We start from the raw sequence: 15114 nt of genomic DNA on the forward strand, positions 1-15114 counted from the left end.
GTGCCGGGCCGGGAACCGCGGTGCTTGGTGGGTGGTGCACGTCCGCGATCAGTCGTCCTCGCCGAAGGTCAGGCGGTCGCGGGTCGGCTGCGTGCCGCGGATGCGAGCCACCAGCCGCGGCAGGTACGGGACGAACAGCGCGAGCACGGTCAGCACGATGATGATCAGGCTGAGCGGCCGGGTGAAGAACACGCTGCCGTCGCCGTTGGAGATCACCAGCGCCCGCCGGAACTGCTCCTCCATCGTCGGCCCGAGGATCACGCCGAGGATCACCGGCGCGATCGGGAAGTCGAGCTTGCGCATGAAGAACCCGGCCACACCGATCAGCAGCGCCATCAGCACCTCGTAGCCCGAGCCGGACAGCGAGTAGACGCCGAGGCAGGCGAAGACCAGGATCCCGGCGTACAGCAGCGGCCGGGGGACCTTCAGCACCTGGACCCAGATCTGGATCAGCGGCAGGTTCATGATCAGCAGGATCAGGTTGCCGACGTACAGCGACGCGATCAGCGTCCAGACCAGCGTGCCCTGGTCCTCGAACAGCTGCGGCCCGGGCTGCACGTTGAAGATCTGGAACGCCGCGAGCATCACCGCGGCGGTCGCCGACGTCGGCAGGCCGAGCGTCAGCAGCGGCACCAGGACGCCGGAGAACGACGCGTTGTTGGCCGCCTCGGGCCCGGCCACGCCCTCGATCGCGCCGTCGCCGAACTCGTCGGGGTGCTTGCGCCCCGCCTTCTTCGCCCGCCGCTTCTCGATCGTGTACGACAGGAAGGTCGGCACCTCGGCGCCGCCGGACGGGATCGCGCCGAACGGGAAGCCCAGTGCCGTACCGCGCAACCACGGCGCCCACGAGCGCTTCCAGTCGGACTTGTTCAGGTACCCGGTCCGCAGCCGGCCCTTCTCGAGCACCGCCGGGCGGTCCGGCGTACTGCGCAACTTCGACGCGACGTGGAGGGTCTCGCCGATCGCGAACAACCCGACAATCACGATCACCACGTCGACGCCGTCGAGCAGCCGGAGCGTGCCGAACGTGTACCGCTGGGCGCCGGACAGACTGTCCAGGCCGATCAACCCGATGAACAACCCGACCGTGAGCGACAGCAGCCCGCGGACCAGCGAGTGGCCGACCAGCGCGGTGACCGCGACCATCGCCAGCAGCGTGATCGCGAAGTAGTCGGTGGCCTGGAACTGGCTGGCCAGGTTGCCGATCGGTTTGGCCACGAAGGTCAGCAGCACCGTCGAGATCGTTCCGGCGATGAACGAACCGATCGCGGCCGTCGCCAGCGCGGCTCGCGCGCGCCCCTTGAGCGCCATCTTGTGGCCCTCGATCGCGGTCGCGACCGAGGCGGACTCGCCGGGCGTGTTGATCAGGATCGACGTGGTCGAGCCGCCGTACATCGCGCCGTAGTAGATCCCGGCGAACATGATGAACGCGCCGATCGGGTCGGAGAAGTTGAAGGTGATCGGCAGCAGCAGTGCGATGGTCAGCGCCGGGCCGATGCCGGGCAGGATGCCGACGAGCATGCCGAGCGTCACGCCGAGCACGGCCCAGAGCAGGTTCATCGGGTCGAGCACGGTGCCGAAGCCGTGCATCAGGTCGCCGAAGACGGCAAGTGAGATCACAGGCCGAGCACCCCTTCTGGCAGCGAGATGTCGAGGAACTGCGTGAACGCGATGTAGACGACGACGGCCGTGACTACGGCTACGACGATGTCGCGGACGAGCTGGCGACTGCCGAGGACCCGGGCCGCGGCCCAGAACAGCCCGGCGGTCGCGATCATGTAGCCGAGCGGTACGACGAGGAAGGCGTACAGCACGAGCAGCGCCGACAGCGCGACCGGCTCGAACCAGCTCCGGCCGGTGATGCCGCCGCCGGACTCGGCCGGCGCCTTCGCCGTACGGGGTGAGCGCAGGCCTTCGATCAGATAGCCGATCGACAGCAGCAACCAGGCGGCAGTGACCAGGAGCGGGAAGAACCGCGGACCTTGGGGATCGAGCCCTTTCGGGCTGCGGATGTCGAAGACGCCCACCAGGAACGTCGCGCTCAGCACCACCAGGACCACGGCCGCGACGATCCGCACCAGCCGCGACGCCTCGACCTCTACGTCGGCGGTGCGGACCGGCTCTGTCTCCTCCGTGGCGCTCATACGATCCCCAGTTCTCTCAAGAGGCCTTCCACCCGGGTGGTCTCGTCGGCGATGAACTTCTTCGCCTCGTCGCCGGTCTGGAAGAAGTCGGTCCAGCCCTGCTTCTTGCGGATCTCGTCCCACTCCGGCGAACTGTTGACCTTGGTGACGAACTCGATCAGCCGTTGCCGGTCGGCCTCCGGGATGTCCGGCGGGGCGACGATCGCGCGCCAGTTCAGCACCTCGGTGTCGTAGCCCTCGGACTTCAGCGTCGGTAGCTGCCGGCCGTCGACCGTCATCGGCTCGGTGCCGGTGGTCGCCAGGACGCGCATCTTGCCGGCGGTGATCTGCTCCTCGAACTCGCTCAGCCCGGAGATGCCGACCGTGACGTCGCCGGACAGGATCGCGGCGGTCGCCTCGCCACCGCCGGAGTAACTGATGTACTTCACCTTCGACGGGTCCGCGCCGGCGGTCTTCACCAGGACTCCCGCGGCGATGTGGTCGGTGCCGCCGATCGTGCCGCCGCCCCAGCTGACCGACGCCGGGTCGGCCTGGTACTTGGCGACCAGGTCCTTCAGCGACTTCAGCGGCGAGTCGGCCTTCACCACGAACACCTCCTGCTCGGCGGTGATGGTGGCGATCGGCGTCGTGTCGGAGATGGTGATCTTCGACTGGTTCAGGGTCAGCGCGCCGACCATCACCAGGCCGGTGATCATCAGCGTGTGCGGGTCCTTGCGGTTCTTGGTGACCAGCTTGGAGATGCCGACGGCGCCGCCGGCGCCGGTCACGTTCACCACCGAGGTGGACCGGCCGGGCAGGAAGTCGTCCTCCTGGACGACGTGCTGGAACTGGCGGGCCGTCAGGTCCCAGCCGCCGCCCGGGGCGGCCGGCACCATGATCTCGACGTTGCGGGACGGAAAATCGCCCGCGACGCTGCCGCCTTCCAGGGCGGCGCAGCCGGTCGTCGCGAGAAAGCTCAGCGACAACCCGCCGGTGACGAAGGCCCTGCGGGTTACGGGGCGCGACATGGGGTACCTCCTCAGGCACGCGGGGGGACAGTGGCCTGGATCACTGGCGACCGTAGCAGCATTCCACCAGGAGGTACAGAGATTCCGTTCTGCGGACCGGCGGGTTATCTTCGACCGAGGAAGTCACCGGCGGAAGGGGCGGCATGACGGCGTACGGCGAACCGAACGCGCAGGCAGCGGCCGCGGAGCGTGGTGGGAGCGGGCGAGTGGGCGATGCCGGCGTAGGCGGCGAGCGGGAGCTGGCCGGCGTCCGCAGTGTGCACCGGGCGCTGGACCTGCTGGAGCGGTTCGACGACGAGCACCCGACCTGGACGCTGGCCGAGCTGACCACGGCGAGCAAGTTGCCCAAGACAACGGTCTTGCGGCTGGTGACGACGCTGGAGCAGCGGGGTCTGGTGGCCGCGATCGGCCCGGGGCGGTACGCGATCGGGCCGGGCTTCCTGCGCTGGTCGCGGTTGAGCAGCGCGTCGATGGAGATCCCGCCGGCCGTCCGGTCCGCGATGGGCAAGCTGGCCGCCGACACCGGGGAGACGGCCAACCTGTACATCCGGGTCGGGCGGACCCGCGTCTGCCTCGCGCAGGCCCAGGGCACGCTGAGCGTCCGGCACTCGATCGCCGTCGGTTCGGCGCTGCCGCTCTGGGGCGGTGCCGCGTCGAAGGTGCTGCTGAGCGATCCGCCGGTGCTGGAGACCGATCCGTCGGTGATCGACGACGTCGCCGGCGAGTCGCCGTACGGCAGTGACTTCCCGAAGAAGCTCCGCGCGATCGCCGCGGCGACCGGCGAACGCGGGTTCGCGATCACCCACGGAGAGCGCGAACTCGGCGCCTCCGGGGTTTCGGCCCCTGTCCTCCGCTCCGACGGCCGGGTCGTCGCCGCGGTCGGTGTCGGCGGCCCGACCACCCGCTTCAACGAGGAGCGCCTCCCGGCGTACGTCCAAGCCGTACGCCGGTGCGCGAGAACCATCAGCTCCACCGGCTGGAGCGGTTTCAGTGCCTCCTGAGGGCCCGGCCGCCGATCTGTTGGCCGGCGTACGGGTGCTGGACCTGACGAACGTGCTCGCCGGTCCGTTCGCCGGGTACCAGCTGGGGCTGATGGGCGCCGACGTGGTGAAGATCGAGGTGCCGGGCAGCGGCGACCTCGCGCGCAACCTCGGTGGTGATCCGGAGCTGAGCGCGCGCGGGCTCGGGATCTCGTTCCTCGCGCAGAACAGCGGGAAGCGCTCTCTCACGCTCGACCTCAAGGCGCCGGCGGGGCGTGAGGTGTTCGAGCGCCTGGTCCGCGACGCCGACGTGCTGCTGGAGAACTTCCGCCCCGGCGTGCTCGAACGGCTCGGCTTCGGCTGGGACGTGCTGCACGCGCTGAACGACGGGCTCGTCTACTGCGCGGTCTCCGGCTTCGGCCAGACCGGGCCGATGCGCGGGCGTCCGGCGTACGACCAGATCATTCAAGGGCTGTCCGGGATGATGAGCGTGACCGGTACGGCGGAGAGCGCGCCCACGCGGACCGGGTTCCCGATCGCGGACACCCTCGGCGGGTACGCCGCCGCGTTCGCGATCTCGGCCGCGCTCGTGAAGCGCGCCCGCACCGGGACCGGCAGCTTCCTCGACGTCTCGATGCTGGAGACCGCCGTCGCCGCGATGGGCTGGGTCGTCTCCGACTACCTCATCGCCGGCCGCGACCCACGGGCCATGGGCAACGAAAACGCGACCTCCGCGCCGTCCGGCACCTTCGCGACCGCCGACGGCGCGCTCAACATCGCCGCCAACAAGCAGGAGCAGTACGTCGAACTCTGCACGGTCCTCGGTCGCCCCGAGCTGATCACCGACGAACGGTTCGCCACCCGCGAGTCCCGCAAACACCATCGCGCCGAGCTGACGGACGAACTCGAGCTCACCCTGAGAGAGCGCTCCGCCGCCGAGTGGGACTCGCTGCTGGAAACGACCGGCGTACCGGTTGCTCCCGTGCTGACTGTTCCCCAGGCCCTCGCCCTCGACCAGGTCGCCCAACGCAACCTGCTCCACGAGGTCCGCATGCCGACCGGCGGAGAGCGCTCCCTGCGCGTTCTCGGCAGCAGTGTGCACGTCGACGGGCAGCCGGTCGGCCCGAGCGGGCGTCCGCCGGTGCTCGGGGAACACGTCGACGACGTACTGGCGGAGTCCGGGTACACCGCTGATGAGATCGCGGACCTGCGAGCCCAAGGAGTCGTATGAGCGAGTCGGTAGGGGACTGGTGGTCGACCGCGATCACCGACATCCAGCCGGGTGTCATCCGCTTGCGCGGGTACGCCGTCGAGGAGCTGATCGGCGCGGTCAGCTACCCGCAGATGGTCTGGCTGATGACCCGCGGCGAACTCCCCTCGGAGGCTGAGGCCAAGCTGCTCGAACTGACGCTGGTCGCCGCCGTCGACCACGGCCCGCAGGCGCCGTCGATCGCCGCGGCGCGGATGGCGTCGTCCTGCGGCCTCGAACTCAACAACGCGATGGCCACGGGCGTGAACCTGCTCGGCGACATCCACGGCGGCGCCGGCCAGCAGTGCCTCGAAGTCCTGCTCCAACTCCGCGACTCCGGCGGGTCACCAGAGGACGCCGCCCGCGCGTTGGTTGCCGACTACAAGCACCGCAAAGCCTTCGTCCCCGGCTTCGGCCACCGCTGGCATCCCCGCGATCCCCGCCGGGACCCGCTGATCACCGCCCTCCAGCACGCCGTCGAGGCCGGCACGGTCAGCGGCACCTACCTGGACCTCGTCCTCGCCCTGGAACAGGTCCTTGCCGAAGGCACCAAACCCGTCCCGATGAACGTCGACGGTGCTACCGCCGCGATCTATGCGTCGCTCGGCTTCGCTCCGGAGCTGGCTCGCGGTCTGTTCGTCCTGTCGCGATCCGTCGGCCTGCTCGCCCACGCCTGGGAACAGCAGCAAGAACCCACCCGCATCAAGGGGCCGCTGCCGAAGGGCATCAATCCGACGTACACCGGCCCTAGCCCTCGGTCGCTCCCAGATCCCGCTTGAGGACCTTGCCGGTTGCCGTGCGGGGCAACTCGTCCATCACGACGATCTCCCGAGGCGCCTTGTAGCGCGCCAGATTGGCTCGTACGTGGTCGATCAGCGCGTCGGTCGTCACCTCGGCCGTCAGTACGACGTACGCGACCAGGCGCTGGCCGAAATCCTCGTCCGGTACGCCGATCGCCGCCGCGTCCCGCACCGAGGGATGGGTGAGCAAGCAGTCCTCGACCTCGCCCGGGTACACGTTCTCTCCGCCGGAGACGATCATGTCGTCCTCGCGGCCGTCGACGTACAGGCGGCCGCGGGCGTCCAGGTGTCCCAGGTCGCCGGTGCTCATCCGGCCGTCGACGACGGTCTTGCTGCTTCCGTCGGAGTAGCCGCCGAAGACCAGTCCGCCGCCGGCGAAGATGCGGCCGGTCTCGCCGGTGCGGACCGGACGGTCGTCGGGGCCGAGGATCCGGACCGAGCTGCCCAGGCACGGACGGCCCACCGTGCCGGGCGCGGCGAGCAGGTCGGCCGACGACGCGATCGTCGCGATGCCGATCTCGCTGGATCCGTACGCGTCGCACAGGACCGGACCGAACTGGACGATGAAGCGTTCGGCCAGGGAGGGCGGGAGCGCGGAGGCTCCGGAGATCACCGCGCGCAGCGACGTCACGTCGTACCGGGCGAGCTCGCTGGGGTCGAGTTCGAGCAGGCGCTGGAGCATCACCGGGACGGCGACGATCGAGCCGGCGCGGGTCGCCTCGATCGAGGCGAGAACGGCGGCGGCGTAGTACCGGCGGGCGAGGACGAGTGGCGAGCCGAGGAACAGGGCGAGCATCGAGTTGAGCAGGCCGAGTCCGTGGAAGAGCGGTGGGCAGATCAGCATCGGTTCGCCCGCGCGGAGTCCGAAGCGCTGCAGGGAAGACGCCGTCAAGCCCGCGAGGCCGAGCGCTGTCGGAGCGCGGGGTGCGGCTTTCGGCGTACCGCTGGTTCCCGAGGTGAGGATCGTGATGTGCCCCGGGCGATCCGGTGCCGGCGGCTCAGGCGCACCGGCCGAGGCCAGGTCGTCGAGCCCGCTGCCTTCCGCGCGCCAACCCAGCACAGTCGGTACGTCGGTGTCGACGACGAACTCCTCGTCGTGCACGAGCAGGTCCGGCCGATGCTTCTCCAGTACGCCGGTCACCTGCGGCGCGGCGAACTCGGTGTTCACGAACAGCACGTCAGCACCCAGCCGCGACGCCGCGAGGGTCGCTGCCAGGAAATACCGATGGTTCCGGCACAGCACCGCAACCTTGCTCCCGGCAACAATCCCGTGCTCGGCGTGCAGCCCGGCCGCGATCGCCGCGACCCAGCCGTCCAGCTCGCGATAGGTCAACCGCCCCCGCTCGTCGATCACCCCCGCCCGCTCCGGGAAGCGAATCGCGGCAACAGCCCCCAGCGCGGCCATCGATTGGCCCCACCGGCGCAACGACCGTTCGATTCCCGGCAGGTGCAACGGCCCTGCCGACCGCCAGACTCCCGAGCGAGCCAGCGCCAACGACACCCCACCCAGCTCACTCGCACCACGCACGAGCCAGTCAGGCGCCCGCAACGGCCCGATAGGTCGTACCGGCGGCCTCACTGGGTCCGCTTTCTGGTGTTGCCCCTCCGGAAGTACTGCTCGAACAATCGATCGGTGGGCACGCGCAGGAGGTTGCCCAGGGCATCGGCCGGGCGGACCAACGGAGGCGTGATGTTGTGCGGACGTTCAGCCACCGCCCGGCACACCTGGTCGGCTGCCTGCTCAGGGGTCAGTCCGGGGAGGCTGTTGAGCAGGGGAGTGGGCTCGCTCATCCGGGTGTGGACCAGACCCATATAGACCGTGGACGTGGTGACGCCGTCGTGGCGCAGCTCCTGGGAGATGCAGCGGAGCCACACGTCGAAGGCGCTCTTCGAGGCCAGGTACGCCGACCAGCGGGCCATCGGGGGAGTTCGTACGCCGGCCGTCGACACGTTGACGATGTGCCCGGCACCTCGCTCGCGCATCGACGGGAGGAGCTCGAGGACCAGCTTGGCCGGGCCGAGGTAGTTGACCGCGTTGGTTCGCTCGATGTCGTGGAAGCGCTGGTAGGAGTCCGCGATCGAGCGCCGGATCGACTTGCCCGCGTTGCTCACCAGGACGTCGACGCGCCCGTGGTCGCGCAGGATGTCGGCGACCAGGCGCTCGATCGCCGCCGGCTCGGCCAGGTTCGTCGGGTAGGAGAAAGCCCGGCCGCCCGACGCCTTGATGCCTGAGGCCACCACGTCGAGCTGCTCGGCGGTTCGTGCCACCAGCAAAACGATCGCACCGGCCGCCGCGAGCCGCCGGGCCGTCGCCTCACCGATCCCGTACGACGAACCGGTGACCAGCACGACCTTGTCCCGAACGGCCTCCACCAGCCGGGCGTCCGGGATCCCGCTCCGGCCGTTGATCAACGCGACGAGCAACGGCCATCCCGGCGGGCGTTTGTCCATGCGATCGATATTACTGTCAGGTAGCTTCCAGCGACACCCTTGGCATTTCGGTAGTTCTCGCAGCCCGGTCCGGCATAGGGTCGACGGCATGAGTCGTCGATCGTTGCACCAGTCAGCTCCGGACGCCGGAGTGCTCAGGAAGCGGTTGGAGCGGGCGCAGCAGGTCGCTGCGGGGACCGGGCTGGTGATCGCGCCGGGCTCCGACCTGCGGTACCTGATCGGCCAGGGCGGCGGCTCGTTCGAGCGGCTCACCGCACTGGTCGTGCCGGCCGAGGGAGCGCCGGCGCTCGTCGTACCGAAGCTGGAAGCACCTGGGTACGCCGACGTCCCGCTGGCCGAGCTAGGCGTGGACGTGCTGACCTGGGTGGACGGCGACGACCCGTACGCGCTGGTCGGCGACCGGCTGGGCAAGCCGGACCAGGTGGCGGTCAGCGATTTCGCGATCGCCCTGCACGTGCTCGCACTGCGGCAGGCGATCCCCGCGGCCGAGCAGGTGCTCGCCGGGCCGATCGTGCGGGAGCTGCGGATGCGCAAGGACGCGGCGGAGATCGCCGAGCTGCGGGCGGCCGGTGCCGCGATCGACCGGGTGCACGCGCGGGTCCCCGAGTTCCTCCGTGCCGGGCGGACCGAGGCCGAGGTCGGCGCGGACATCACCCGGGCGATCGTGGAGGAAGGCCACGAGGCCGCCGACTTCGTCATCGTCGGCAGCGGCCCGAACGGCGCGAGCCCGCACCACGACGTGTCGGACCGGGTGATCGAGGCCGGCGACGTGGTGGTCGTCGACATCGGCGGACCGCTGCCGTCGGGCTTCAACTCCGACTCCACCCGCACCTACGCGGTCGGCGAGCCGCGGGACGCCGACGTGCGCGCGACGTACGCCGTACTGCAGGAAGCGCAGCAGGCCGCCGTGGATGCAGTCCGGCCCGGTGTCACGGCGGAGTCGATCGATGCTGCCGCCCGTTCGGTGATCGCGGCGGCCGGGTTCGGCGATTACTTCATCCACCGGACCGGGCACGGGATCGGGCTGGACGTGCACGAGGAGCCGTACATCGTCGCGGGCAACCAGCTGCTGCTGGAGCCGGGCATGGCGTTCAGTGTCGAGCCCGGCATCTACCAGGCCGGTCGCTGGGGCGCGCGGATCGAGGACATCGTCATCGTCACCGACGACGGCGTGGAGTCGGTCAACCAGCGCCCGCACGAACTCCTGGTCGTCTAAGCGGCCCGGAACGTCTTCCGGTAAGCCAACGGCGAGACGCCGAGCGAACTGCGCAGGTGGTGGCGCAGCGAAGCCGACGTACCGAGTCCTGCCGCTTCGGCGATCCGGTCCACCGGAAGATCCGTCGTCTCCAGCAGGTGGCAGGCGTGCCGGATGCGCTGCTGCAGCAGCCAGGTGCCGGGGGACTGGCCGGTCTCGGCCTTGAAGCGCCGGCTGAAGGTACGGACACTCATTCGCGCGTACGACGCCATGGCGGCCAGGCTGATCTCCTGGTCGAGCCGCTCCAGGGCCCACACCCTGGTCGGCCCGGTGCCGTCGCTGCCCTCGTCCGGGACCGCGCGCTCGATGTACTGCGACTGGCCGCCATCACGCCACGGCGGTACGACGCAGTGCCGGGCCGCGCGGTTGGCGACCTCGCTGCCGAAGTCGCTGCGGACCAGGTGCAGGCACAGGTCGACGCCGGCGCCCAGCCCGGCCGAGGTCAGGACGTCGCCGTCGTCGATGAACAGCAGGTCCTCGTCGAGCTTCACCTGGGGGTAGAGCGCGCGGAACATCTCGGCGCGGATCCAGTGCGTCGTCGCGGGACGGCTGTCGAGCAGCCCGGCCGCGGCGAGCACGAACGCACCGGTGCAGATCGAGGCGATCCGCGTCCCAGGACGGATCAGCGCGAGCGCCTCGGCGACGTCCTCCGGCAGCGTGCCCAGGTGCCGCGGCTCGGGCAGGTAGGTGCCCGGGATGATCACGGTGTCGGCCTCGGCCAGCGCCTCGGCGCCGTGGTCGGGCACGATCGTGAAGCCGGCCGACGCGCGGACGGGCTCGGCGCGGACGCCGCAGATCTTCACGTCGTACAGGGGAGTGCCGTCGGCGCGCGTGGCGGCGCCGAAGATGGTCGGCGGGATGGTCAGGTCGAAGCCGACCACCGGGTCCAGCGCGAGGACGGCGATCCGATGCGGTGTGGCCATGGCCATATCTTGACACATGGTGGCGGTCAGGCCACTGGGTTTGGCGGTCGGGCGGTACTCATACTCGGCTGAGTGACCGAGATCCTGGAGAAGAAGACGTTCCGGCTGCACCGCGCCTGGCCGGTCGCCGCCGTCGGTTTTGTCACCCTGATCGGCGCCGCCGGCTTCCGGTCGGTGCCGAGCGTGCTGATCGACCCGCTGCACGAGGAGTTCGGCTGGTCGCACGCGACGATCTCGGCCGCGGTCTCGGTCAACCTGCTGCTGTACGGCCTGATCTCGCCGTTCGCCGCCGCGCTGATGGACCGGCTCGGGCTGCGCAAGGTGGTCAGCGGCGCGCTGGTGCTGATCGCGCTCGGCAGCGGGCTGACGATCTTCATGGACTCGGCCTGGCAGCTGCTGCTGTGCTGGGGACTGCTCGTCGGTGTGGGGACCGGGTCGATGTCGATGACGTTCGTTGCGACGATCACCGGGCGGTGGTTCGTGGAGCGGCGCGGGCTGGTGACCGGGATCCTGACTGCTGCCGGTGCGACCGGGCAGCTCGTGTTCCTGCCGTTGATCGCGGCGCTGGCGACGTCGTACGGGTGGCGCATTCCAGCGCTGGTCGCGGCCGGTGCGGCGCTTGCCGTCGTACCGCTGGTGCTGTTGTTCCTGCGGGACTACCCGAGTGATGTCGGGCTGCGTGCGTACGGCGCTCCGGAGGGGAGTCTGGCCGGGCAGCGGGTGACGGCGACCGGCAGCAGCGCGCTGCGGGCGCTGACCGCGCTGCGGGACGCGTCGAAGCGTCCGGCGTTCTGGATGCTGGCGGGTGGGTTCGCGATCTGTGGTGCGTCGACGAACGGGCTGGTCGGTACGCACTTCGTCACCGCCGCGCACGACCACGGAATGCCGGTGACGACGGCCGCGTCGCTGCTGGCGCTGGTCGGGGTGTTCGACGTCGGCGGGACGATCATCTCGGGCTGGCTGACGGACCGGTGGGACCCGCGGTACTTGTTGATCGCGTACTACTCGCTGCGCGGGCTGTCGCTGCTGGTGCTGCCGTCGCTGCTCGGGCCGACCGCGCAGCCGAGCGTGTGGGTTTTCATCATCTTCTACGGGCTGGACTGGGTGGCGACCGTGCCGCCGACGGTCGCGCTGTGCCGGGAGTGGTTCGGCGTGGACGGGCCGATCGTGTTCGGCTGGGTGTTCGCGTCGCACCAGGTGGGCGCCGCGCTGGCGGCGACCGGTGCGGGGGCGATCCGGGACGTGCAGGGGAGCTACAACCTGGCGTGGTACCTGGCCGGTGGGTTGTGTGCTGCGGCGGCGCTGATGTCGGCGAGTATCGGGCGGCGGCTCGTCGTCCCGACCTGATCCTTTACCCTCGACAATGGTTCAGGTCTGTCGAGGGAAGGACCGGTTGTGGACATCGAGCCAGGCGAGTTGACCGTGGGACAGCTGTCCGAGCGCAGCGGCGTCGCGATCTCGGCGCTGCACTTCTACGAGCGCCAGAACCTCATCCTCAGCCGCCGGACGTCGGGCAACCAGCGGCGCTACAAGCGCGACACCCTGCGGCGGGTCGCGCTGATCCGGATCGCCCAGCGGGTCGGCATCCCGCTCGCCGAGGTCGCGGCGATCCTCGCGCTGCTGCCCGACAACCGCACGCCCACCCGCCAGGACTGGGAACACATCTCCGAGTGCTGGCAGGCCGAGCTTGACCGCCGCATCCTGCAGCTCGAACAGCTGCGCGACGACTTCAAGGACTGCGTGGGGTGCGGTTGCCTGTCGTTGGATCGCTGCGGATTGGCGAACCCGTACGACGTACTGGCATCCAACGGGCCTGGGCCCCAACGCCTGGTGGACCGAGAAGGCAACCCGCGCCACCCCGAGGCGAGCTGCGCGAACAACACGTGCGAGGCAACTGCCTGACTCGACCCCACCAAGTACCAACCACCTGTCGGGGGTTGGTATTGAAGGGTTGGTGGGGACACCAACCAAGTACCGGCCACCTGTCGGGGGTCGGTACTTGGTTGATCAGCCTGCCTTCGCGAGTAGAGCTTGTTGAGTTCGAGCGACCTCGGTGGCAACAACCGACTGGTCGATCGTCACCACGGTGTTGCGTTCTACTACCGAGCGGCCGTTGACCAGCAGCAACTCCAGCGGTGGTGGTGCTCCCAGCACCAGCGCAGCCACCGGATCAGCGATGCCGGCGTGGGGAAGCGTGTCGAGCCGCCACAGCGCCAGATCCGCCAGCTTCCCGGTCTCGATCGACCCGATCTCGTCCTCCCGGCCCAGCAGACGCGCACCTCCCAGCGTCGCAAGCTCCAGCGCCGCCCGGACACCGACTGCTTCCGGTCCACCGCGGGCTCGGGCGAAGAGCACCGCATGCCGGACCTCCTCGAGCAGGCTCCCGGCTTCGTTGCTGGCGGCACCATCTACGCCCAGACCCACCGGCGCCCCGGCCGCCCGAAGATCGGCGACCCGCGCGATGCCGGCGCCCAGGCGAGCGTTCGAGCTGGGGCAGTGTGCGACCCCGGTCCCGGTCCGGCCGAGCTGCTTGATCTCCGGGTCGGTGAAGTGAATCCCATGCGCGAACCAGACATCCGGCCCGATCCAGCCGACCTCCTCGGCGTACTCCGCCGGAGTGCAGTTGAAGTGTTCGGCGCACCAGTCGGATTCGTCAGTGGTTTCGGCGAGGTGGGTGTGCAGCCGCACCCCGCGCCGGCGAGCCAGCTCGGCCGCCTCCCGCAGCAGGTCGGTCGTGACACTGAACGGCGAGCACGGCGCCACGGCGATCCGCAGCATCGACCCCGGCGACGGATCGTGCCACCGATCGATCGCCGCCTCCGTCGCGGCCAGGATCTCGTCGCGATCCTGGACGACGGAGTCGGGCGGCAGCCCGCCGTCCTTCTCGCTGAGGTCCATCGACCCCCGCGCCGGGTGGAACCGCAGTCCCACCTCGGCAGCGGCCCGGATCTCAGCACCCAGCAGATCACCACCGTCCCGCGGGAACACGTAGTGGTGATCAGCCGCCGTCGTGCACCCGGTCAACGCGAGCTGCGCCAACGCACCTTGCGCGGCGACGTGCACCGACTGTTCGTCGATCCCCGCCCACGCCGGGTACAGCGTCGTCAGCCAGCGGAACAGCCCGGCGTCCGGCACGAGCCCGCGCGTGACCCACTGGTACAGGTGCTGATGCGTGTTGACGAACCCGGGTGTCAGCAGGCACCCCCGCCCGTCCACCACCCGGGCATCCTCGGACGCCGGGGCCGGACCAGGACCGACAGCAATCACTTGATTGCCATGGACAACAACATGGCCGACGAACTCCCGCCGGGCGGGATCGAGGGTGATCACGGTCGCGCCCTCGATCACGACCGCCCGGGCGGTGCCGCCGGGCCGGCGCTGCTCGCTCATCCGGGCGACTCAGCAGAAACCCGGGACGGCGTGCCACGCACTGCCCGCGTCCGTGGCGTCGTCCCGAACGACCGTTGCCTCGATCAACCCGTACGGGCGGTCCGCCGCGATGAAGACCTCACCTGGGTTCTCCACCGCGAACGGCGACAGGTCGACCAGGAAGTGATGCTTGTTCGGCGCCGAGAACTTGATCTCCGCGACCTCCGGGTGCCGCTCCAGCACGGCCGATCCCATCCCGTACAGCGTCTGCTGCAACGCGTAGCTGTGAATGCGCGCGAACTGCTCGAGCAGCAGCCCCTTGATCTCGTCGTACGACTTGTCCCAGTCGACCTCGGTGTGGTCGTAGCGCCACCGGGCGACCAGCGACGTGGCGAGGATCCGGTCGTCGGTCTCCGGCAGCGTCGTGTACTTGTCCTTGCGGAACCCGTGGAACTCCGAGCCGGTCGACTTCAGCACGGTGAGGTCGTGGATGCCGGAGACCACGTGCGCCCGCCGCTCGGCGCCGCGCCCTTCGACGTTGACGATCGTCGACCGGACGCCGCTGCCGGACCGGACGAACGAGTGGTCGTGCTCCTGCCCGTCGACCAGGATCCGCTCCCACGGGTACTCCTCGATCTCGACCCGCGCGCCGTCGGCGGCCGGCGTCGCCTCGAGGAAGTGGTCGCCCAGTGTCAGCGCGAAGTCCTCGATCGCACCGACGCCCTTCTCCTTGGCGAACGCGAACGCGGTGTTCTTCTGCGTGTCGGTCGGCAGCACCTCGGCCTGGTCGCCGGTGGTGTGCGCGTCCTCGAACCGTCCGCGCAGCGCGGACGAGACGTTGAGGTCGCGGATCTGGTGGCGCGGGGTGTCACGGTAGATCCGGACGACGCGGCTCTCGGCCTTGCCGTACTGGTTGGCTCCCAGGTGGATCGCCAT

Annotated in this window: 14 protein-coding genes; 6 read left to right on the forward strand and 8 right to left on the reverse strand. The window is 69.9% G+C overall.

The genetic code is table 11. The features are described from left to right. Positions 1-48: 48 nt before the first annotated feature. From HDA39_RS07790 to HDA39_RS07800, 3 genes are read right to left on the reverse strand one after another with little or no spacing between them, the layout of a single operon-like run. A complete protein-coding gene (locus HDA39_RS07790; RefSeq protein ID WP_184794555.1) occupies positions 49-1620 on the reverse strand; it encodes a tripartite tricarboxylate transporter permease in 1572 nt (523 codons plus the stop codon). Then, on the reverse strand, positions 1617-2144 hold the full coding sequence (locus HDA39_RS07795; protein WP_184794556.1) for a tripartite tricarboxylate transporter TctB family protein: 528 nt from the start codon (positions 2142-2144) through the stop codon (positions 1617-1619). The genes HDA39_RS07790 and HDA39_RS07795 overlap by 4 nt, the downstream gene beginning before the upstream one ends. Continuing rightward, the gene (locus HDA39_RS07800) at positions 2141-3151 is read right to left on the reverse strand and encodes a Bug family tripartite tricarboxylate transporter substrate binding protein (protein ID WP_184794557.1); all 1011 of its coding nucleotides are present in this window, start codon (positions 3149-3151) and stop codon (positions 2141-2143) included. The genes HDA39_RS07795 and HDA39_RS07800 overlap by 4 nt, the downstream gene beginning before the upstream one ends. Before the next feature lie 143 nt (positions 3152-3294). Here HDA39_RS07800 and HDA39_RS07805 point away from each other — a divergent pair, with 143 nt between their 5' ends. From HDA39_RS07805 to HDA39_RS07815, 3 genes are read left to right on the forward strand one after another with little or no spacing between them, the layout of a single operon-like run. Then, complete coding sequence (locus tag HDA39_RS07805) at positions 3295-4152, forward strand: IclR family transcriptional regulator (protein WP_238356003.1); 858 nt, start codon at positions 3295-3297, stop codon at positions 4150-4152. Then, complete coding sequence (locus HDA39_RS07810) at positions 4142-5362, forward strand: CoA transferase (RefSeq protein ID WP_184794558.1); 1221 nt, start codon at positions 4142-4144, stop codon at positions 5360-5362. The genes HDA39_RS07805 and HDA39_RS07810 overlap by 11 nt, the downstream gene beginning before the upstream one ends. Next, entirely contained in the window at positions 5359-6159 is an 801-nt protein-coding gene (locus HDA39_RS07815; RefSeq protein WP_184794559.1) for a citryl-CoA lyase, read from the forward strand. Before HDA39_RS07810 ends, HDA39_RS07815 begins: the two co-directional genes overlap by 4 nt. On the opposite strand, the gene HDA39_RS07820 is transcribed toward HDA39_RS07815, so the two are convergent. Together HDA39_RS07820 and HDA39_RS07825 are read right to left on the reverse strand one after the other, a co-directional pair. Beyond that, positions 6128-7585, reverse strand: a complete 1458-nt coding sequence (locus HDA39_RS07820) for an AMP-binding protein (protein WP_238356004.1) — start codon at positions 7583-7585, stop codon at positions 6128-6130. The two genes, HDA39_RS07815 and HDA39_RS07820, sit on opposite strands and share 32 nt — an antisense overlap. Before the next feature lie 170 nt (positions 7586-7755). Further along, positions 7756-8631 carry an SDR family NAD(P)-dependent oxidoreductase gene (locus HDA39_RS07825; protein ID WP_184794561.1) on the reverse strand — a complete coding sequence of 292 codons (876 nt, stop codon included), beginning with the start codon at positions 8629-8631 and terminating at the stop codon, positions 7756-7758. Positions 8632-8719: 88 nt separating this feature from the next. On the opposite strand from HDA39_RS07825, the gene HDA39_RS07830 reads away from it, so the two are divergent. Continuing rightward, positions 8720-9847, forward strand: a complete 1128-nt coding sequence (locus tag HDA39_RS07830) for a M24 family metallopeptidase (protein ID WP_184794562.1) — start codon at positions 8720-8722, stop codon at positions 9845-9847. Here the strand turns inward: HDA39_RS07830 and HDA39_RS07835 are convergent. Then, the gene (locus tag HDA39_RS07835; protein WP_337925668.1) at positions 9844-10809 is read right to left on the reverse strand and encodes a GlxA family transcriptional regulator; all 966 of its coding nucleotides are present in this window, start codon (positions 10807-10809) and stop codon (positions 9844-9846) included. The two genes, HDA39_RS07830 and HDA39_RS07835, sit on opposite strands and share 4 nt — an antisense overlap. Positions 10810-10881: 72 nt before the next feature. On the opposite strand from HDA39_RS07835, the gene HDA39_RS07840 reads away from it, so the two are divergent. Continuing rightward, positions 10882-12156 (forward strand): MFS transporter, encoded by a 1275-nt coding sequence (locus tag HDA39_RS07840; RefSeq protein ID WP_337925669.1) that lies wholly within the window; start codon positions 10882-10884, stop codon positions 12154-12156. A gap of 48 nt (positions 12157-12204) precedes the next feature. Continuing rightward, positions 12205-12711 carry a redox-sensitive transcriptional activator SoxR gene (gene soxR / locus HDA39_RS07845; protein ID WP_184794564.1) on the forward strand — a complete coding sequence of 169 codons (507 nt, stop codon included), beginning with the start codon at positions 12205-12207 and terminating at the stop codon, positions 12709-12711. Between the two features lie 105 nt (positions 12712-12816). Here the strand turns inward: soxR and HDA39_RS07850 are convergent, their stop codons facing one another. Both HDA39_RS07850 and pucL read right to left on the reverse strand, forming a co-directional pair. Beyond that, complete coding sequence (locus tag HDA39_RS07850) at positions 12817-14199, reverse strand: 8-oxoguanine deaminase (protein ID WP_184794565.1); 1383 nt, start codon at positions 14197-14199, stop codon at positions 12817-12819. 9 nt (positions 14200-14208) lie between these two features. Then, entirely contained in the window at positions 14209-15114 is a 906-nt protein-coding gene (pucL, locus tag HDA39_RS07855) for a factor-independent urate hydroxylase (RefSeq protein WP_184794566.1), read from the reverse strand.

The organism is Kribbella italica, assembly GCF_014205135.1.
Classification (GTDB): domain Bacteria; phylum Actinomycetota; class Actinomycetes; order Propionibacteriales; family Kribbellaceae; genus Kribbella; species Kribbella italica.

Bases quoted from the DNA above. Each gene is read 5' to 3' on its own strand.
- HDA39_RS07850 (WP_184794565.1), bottom strand. From the start codon at position 14,199: ATGAGCGAGCAGCGCCGGCCCGGCGGCACCGCCCGGGCGGTCGTGATC.
- pucL (WP_184794566.1), bottom strand. From the start codon at position 15,114: ATGGCGATCCACCTGGGAGCCAACCAGTACGGCAAGGCCGAGAGCCGC.
- HDA39_RS07820 (WP_238356004.1), bottom strand. From the start codon at position 7,585: ATGGCCGCGCTGGGGGCTGTTGCCGCGATTCGCTTCCCGGAGCGGGCG.
- HDA39_RS07805 (WP_238356003.1), top strand. From the start codon at position 3,295: ATGACGGCGTACGGCGAACCGAACGCGCAGGCAGCGGCCGCGGAGCGT.
- HDA39_RS07825 (WP_184794561.1), bottom strand. From the start codon at position 8,631: ATGGACAAACGCCCGCCGGGATGGCCGTTGCTCGTCGCGTTGATCAAC.
- HDA39_RS07800 (WP_184794557.1), bottom strand. From the start codon at position 3,151: ATGTCGCGCCCCGTAACCCGCAGGGCCTTCGTCACCGGCGGGTTGTCG.
- HDA39_RS07835 (WP_337925668.1), bottom strand. From the start codon at position 10,809: ATGGCCACACCGCATCGGATCGCCGTCCTCGCGCTGGACCCGGTGGTC.
- HDA39_RS07795 (WP_184794556.1), bottom strand. From the start codon at position 2,144: ATGAGCGCCACGGAGGAGACAGAGCCGGTCCGCACCGCCGACGTAGAG.
- HDA39_RS07830 (WP_184794562.1), top strand. From the start codon at position 8,720: ATGAGTCGTCGATCGTTGCACCAGTCAGCTCCGGACGCCGGAGTGCTC.
- HDA39_RS07815 (WP_184794559.1), top strand. From the start codon at position 5,359: ATGAGCGAGTCGGTAGGGGACTGGTGGTCGACCGCGATCACCGACATC.